This is a genomic window from Synechococcus sp. R8-2 (assembly GCF_047461715.1).
Lineage (GTDB): Bacteria > Cyanobacteriota > Cyanobacteriia > Thermostichales > Thermostichaceae > Thermostichus.
On the sequence record NZ_JANSHQ010000120.1, the window covers coordinates 1 to 4841 of the forward strand.

Annotated in this window: 4 protein-coding genes; 1 reads left to right on the plus strand and 3 read right to left on the minus strand. The window is 59.9% G+C overall.

The features are described from left to right. Positions 1 to 22: 22 nt before the first annotated feature. From NW819_RS03340 to rpoD, 3 genes are all read right to left on the minus strand, one after another. The gene (locus tag NW819_RS03340; protein ID WP_011433784.1) at positions 23 to 829 is read right to left on the minus strand and encodes an adenosylcobinamide-GDP ribazoletransferase; all 807 of its coding nucleotides are present in this window, start codon (positions 827 to 829) and stop codon (positions 23 to 25) included. Next, the gene (locus NW819_RS03345) at positions 805 to 1062 is read right to left on the minus strand and encodes a hypothetical protein (RefSeq protein WP_414412880.1); all 258 of its coding nucleotides are present in this window, start codon (positions 1060 to 1062) and stop codon (positions 805 to 807) included. Before NW819_RS03345 ends, NW819_RS03340 begins: the two co-directional genes overlap by 25 nt. Before the next feature lie 105 nt (positions 1063 to 1167). Next, positions 1168 to 2379 carry an RNA polymerase sigma factor RpoD gene (gene rpoD / locus NW819_RS03350; protein ID WP_414412881.1) on the minus strand — a complete coding sequence of 404 codons (1212 nt, stop codon included), beginning with the start codon at positions 2377 to 2379 and terminating at the stop codon, positions 1168 to 1170. Between the two features lie 634 nt (positions 2380 to 3013). Here rpoD and NW819_RS03355 point away from each other — a divergent pair. Then, positions 3014 to 4841: homocysteine S-methyltransferase family protein (locus tag NW819_RS03355; RefSeq protein ID WP_414412882.1), on the plus strand; the 1828-nt coding region annotated here is incomplete at its 3' end.

Below are 4841 nucleotides of genomic sequence, written 5' to 3' on the forward strand. Positions count from 1 at the left end.
GTTCAGCGTAAATGTATCAGATTCATGATGGCCCAATAAGGGATCCCCACAGCAATGCTATCGCTTCTGACCATTCCACCGTAGCTCCGTAGGTATCGCCCGTGTGTCCTCCCAACTGGCGGTAGATCCAGTAGCCCACGGCCCAAGCCCCTAGGGCGGATCCCAGCGTCCAGAGCAGCAAAGGGGGCCAAGCCAAGATCCCAGCCCAGCCCAACCCCCCGGTGATGGCCAGCACAAGCAGAGTGCCCGGCCACAGGGATCCCGGCAGGGAAGTGGAGTCTTTGAGGAAGCGGGCGGATCCCTGCTCTCGCAGATAGGGGTACAGGGCAATGGCGAGCAACTGGCCCCAACGCCCCCAGGCGGGCACCAGCAGCAAGAGGGGCCAAGCTCGAACGCTGCTCAGGGCAGCAAATTTCAGCAGCAGCAGCAGCACCAAGGCCAGTACCCCATAGGCCCCGGTGTGGCTATCGCTCATCACCTGCAGACGGCGACGGGATCCCTGCAAGTCAGATTTTTGCCCATCCTCAGTTGACCGTTCCGGATCCCCTTTGTAAGGATTCTTGTGGACATTGATCGCCAAGCCATCGGCAGTATCGGCCACCCCGTCCAGGTGCAGCCCACCGGTCAAGAGAACCCACAGGGCCAAGAGCAAAGCGGCCCGCACCGGATTGGGGAAAATCTGCAGCAGGATCCCAGCCAAGGAGAGGATCCCGCCCAGCAACACACCTACCCCTGGCAGCCAGGCGGCAATGCCCTCAAACGGCAAGTCTCCGACCCACCCCAGAGGCAGGGCCGTGTAGAAAGTCAAGGCTGCCCAGAAGCGCCGCAATCGCTCAGTCCTTGAGTCTGTGTAAAGGGATCCGCCAATCCAGCCCTCTGGGAGAGAAAATAGGAATCCTTGCGAACGGTGCGCCCCACCACAATGGTGAGCTTGGCAATGGTGAGCTTGGCCACCAAAGCTCCGATGGCGCCCACCGCGGCCAACACCAGAAAGAGGGCTGCTTTTTCAGAAAGACTGGGATCCGCGGAGTCTGGTTCGAGTTCATGCTGAAGATCCTCCATCGCGCGGGTTGGCAGTTCCAACTCAGTCTGCCTTAGGGGGCCGGGAACTCTCTTGGATCCCTTGCCCCGGCTCTCCCTGAGAGCTAGAAGGAATGGGCCCCAGAGTCACCGGATGTATTCCTTCAACACGCTGTTGCGGTTGGGGTGGCGCAGCTTGCGCAGAGCCTTAGCCTCGATCTGCCGGATTCGCTCACGGGTGACATTAAAGATCTGGCCGATTTCCTCCAGAGTTTTCATGCGGCCATCATCCAAGCCGTAGCGCAACTTCAACACATCCCGTTCGCGGGCGGTGAGGGTTTCCAAAACGCTTTCCAGATCTTCTCTGAGCAAGACTTTGGCCACCCGATCCTCCGGCGTCTCCCCATCCGACTCGATAAAGTCTCCCAGCCGAGAATCCTCTTCCTTGCCGATGGGGGTTTCCAAAGAGATGGGAAGCTGGGCCGACTTGGCGATAAAGCGCAACTTCTCGATGGTGATCTCCATGCGGGTGGCGATCTCCTCTTCGGTGGGCTTGCGGCCCAATTCCTGGGAAAGCAACTTGGTCACCTTTTTGATGCGGGAGATCGTCTCGTAGAGGTGGACGGGCAGGCGAATGGTGCGGGATTGGTCGGCAATGGCACGGGTGATGGCCTGTCGAATCCACCAGGTGGCGTAGGTGGAGAACTTGTAGCCCTTCTCGTGGTCGAATTTCTCGGCTGCCCGAATCAGGCCCAGGGATCCCTCCTGAATCAAATCCTGAAAAGACAGGCCCCGGTTCATGTACTTTTTGGCGATGGACACCACCAAACGCAGATTAGACTGCACCATCTTTTCTTTGGCCCGCCGCCCCCGATGCAACCGCCGCCGAAATTCCGGCAAGGACATCTTGACCTCCTCTGCCCAGAGGGTGTCCGGCACCTCTTCTGGGTCTGACCAGAGGCCCATACGCCGAAAAACGGCCTCGCGAGCGCGCTCTAGCTCCAGCAGATCGGCAATTTTTCGGGCCAGCTCGATTTCTTCATCGGCCCGCAGCAGCCGGATACGCCCAATTTCTTGCAAATAGACCCGGATAGAGTCATCGGTGTAGGGCTTTTTCTTACTGGCCGCCTTGCGCTTTGAGCGACCTTTGGCACCGGCGGCGGCAGTCTCTCCATCCTCCTCTGCTGCCTCTTCGTCGTCGTCATCCTCATCAAAAGCATCAGTGTCACCGGTATCCAGTTCGCTCTCGAGGGTATCTGTCTCCGTGTCCAACTCCAGGGCGCCAGAAGGTGGATTTTCCAGATCCGGTTCGAGAAGAGCTGTTTTACCCGATTTCACCAATTCCTTTGCTTGAGCCATGCTGAGTTCCTCGTGATCCTAATCACAGACAACTAAAGGTGACTAAGGGAGCTTAGACGCCAAAGGGAGAGGAGCAAGTTGCAGCTCTGCTGCATCCCACAACGCCAGAGTGAGGGAGCCGATATCCGCAAGCCAAAGCCTGACTTGCCCTAGGCCAGCCTGCCCGCTTCTGAATAACCGATTGCTCGGGTCAATCTGGAAGCAGATATCGCTCATGGAGCTCAACTGAACTGGCGCAAGACTCGTCTTGATGGACGGGGCCTCTCGAGGTGGCGAAAGGTGGATCTTTCTCTTCGTCGATCCTGCGACGGAGTGCGAGGCACTTTACCAAGGGGACGGAACATTCAGCACCTCAACCACTCCAACCTGCGAGGAGAAGATCGCTCTACAGCAGGCGGCAAGTGACCCTGGGAGGAACACTTGCGAGCAACTGTAGCCGTTCACACCAAAACGTCTTCCCTAAATTAGCCCGACCTGGGGGAAACAGCAACGGGGCAGGCAAAGAAAATGTTAAATTCACCTCAACAATGGCCAAGATGGGATCCCTGGCCCCTCGGCCTAGTCCGAGCAAATGGCTCGATGCTAACTTAAATCAGACTCTAGGTCGATGACACCCTGCCTGACTTTGACTTCTATGACCCATCCCTTCCTGCAGCATCTCCAGGAACGTGTGATTGTCTTTGATGGGGCGATGGGATCCTCCCTCCAGGCCCAGAACCTGACCGCAGCGGATTTTGGTGGGCCGGAGCTGGAGGGTTGCAACGAGATGCTGGTGCTGACCAAGCCCGAGGCGGTGAAGCGGGTACACCGCGGCTTTCTGGAAGTGGGGGCCGACGTTGTTGAGACCAATACCTTTGGGGCCACCTCCATCGTTTTGGCCGAGTACGGGATCCCGGAAAAAGCCTACGAGCTGAACGTGGCGGCGGCGCGACTGGCCAAGCGGGTAGCAGCCGAGTTTGCGACGCCGGAAAAGCCCCGTTTTGTGGCCGGCTCCATTGGCCCCACCACCAAGCTGCCCACCCTGGGGCACATCAGCTTTGATGAGATGCGGGCTGCCTACGAGGAGCAGGTGCAGGGGCTAGTTGACGGCGGGGTGGATCTGCTCATCATCGAGACCTGCCAGGACATTTTGCAGACCAAGGCGGCCCTGGTGGCCGTGCAGCAGGAGTTTGCCCGACGCGGGATCCGCCTGCCGGTGGTGGTGTCCCTCACCTTTGAGGTGCAGGGGACAATGCTGGTGGGCACGGAGATCGGGGCGGCCCTGGCCATCCTGGAGCCCTATCCCATCGATGTGCTGGGCCTCAACTGTGCCACCGGCCCCGACAAAATGGTGGAGCACATCCGCTACCTCTCTCGGCATTCCCCCTTTCCCATCTCCTGCATTCCCAACGCCGGCCTGCCGGAAAACATCGGCGGCAAAGCCCACTACAAGCTCACCCCGGAGCAGTTGCGCTTCCACCTGGAGCATTTTGTGCGGGATCTGGGGGTAGCGGTGGTGGGAGGGTGTTGCGGCACCCGTCCCGAGCACATTGCCGCCTTGGTGGAAGCTGTGCAGGGGCTGCGGCCTAAACGCCGCTCCGTCGAGCGCATTCCCGCTGCTGCCTCGATCTACACGCCCCAGCCCTACCTGCAGGACAACTCGTTTTTAATCATCGGCGAGCGCCTCAACGCCAGCGGCTCCAAAAAGATGCGGGAGCTGCTCAACGCCGAAGACTGGGACGGCCTGGTGGCCCTAGCGCGGGAGCAGGTGCGGGAGGGAGCCCACATCCTGGACGTGAATGTGGACTACGTGGGCCGGGATGGCGTGCGGGATATGCGGGAGCTGGTCTCGCGGCTGGTTACCCAAATCCCAATTCCCCTGATGCTGGATTCTACCGATTGGCAAAAGATGGAAGCGGGCCTCAAGGTGGCGGGGGGCAAGTGCCTGCTCAACTCCACCAACTACGAAGACGGGGAAGAGCGCTTCTTCAAGGTGCTGGAGCTGGCCAAAACCTACGGCGCCGGGGTGGTCATCGGCACCATCGACGAAGAGGGCATGGCCCGCACTGCCGACAAGAAGTTCCAGATTGCCGAGCGCGCCTATCGCCAGGCGGTTGAGTACGGGATCCCGCCCTACGAGATTTTCTTTGACCCTTTGGCCTTGCCCATTTCCACCGGCATCGAGGAAGACCGGGCCAACGGGGCAGCCACCTTGGAGGCCATCCGCCGTATCCGCCAGGCTTTCCCGGAGACCCACATTCTCTTGGGCATTTCCAACATCTCCTTTGGGCTCTCGCCGGCAGCCCGCGTGGTGTTGAACTCGGTGTTTTTGCACGAGTGCCGCGAGGCCGGCCTGGATGCCGCCATCGTCAGCGCCGCCAAGATCCTGCCCCTGAACAAGATCCCCGCAGAGCAGCAGCAGGTGTGTCGGGATCTGATCTGGGATCGGCGGCAGTTTAACGCCGTTCGCGTTAGCGGGACGG

Coding starts and splice junctions, on each gene's coding strand:
- NW819_RS03345 (WP_414412880.1), bottom strand. CDS start 1,062: ATGGAGGATCTTCAGCATGAACTCGAACCAGACTCCGCGGATCCCAGT.
- rpoD (WP_414412881.1), bottom strand. CDS start 2,379: ATGGCTCAAGCAAAGGAATTGGTGAAATCGGGTAAAACAGCTCTTCTC.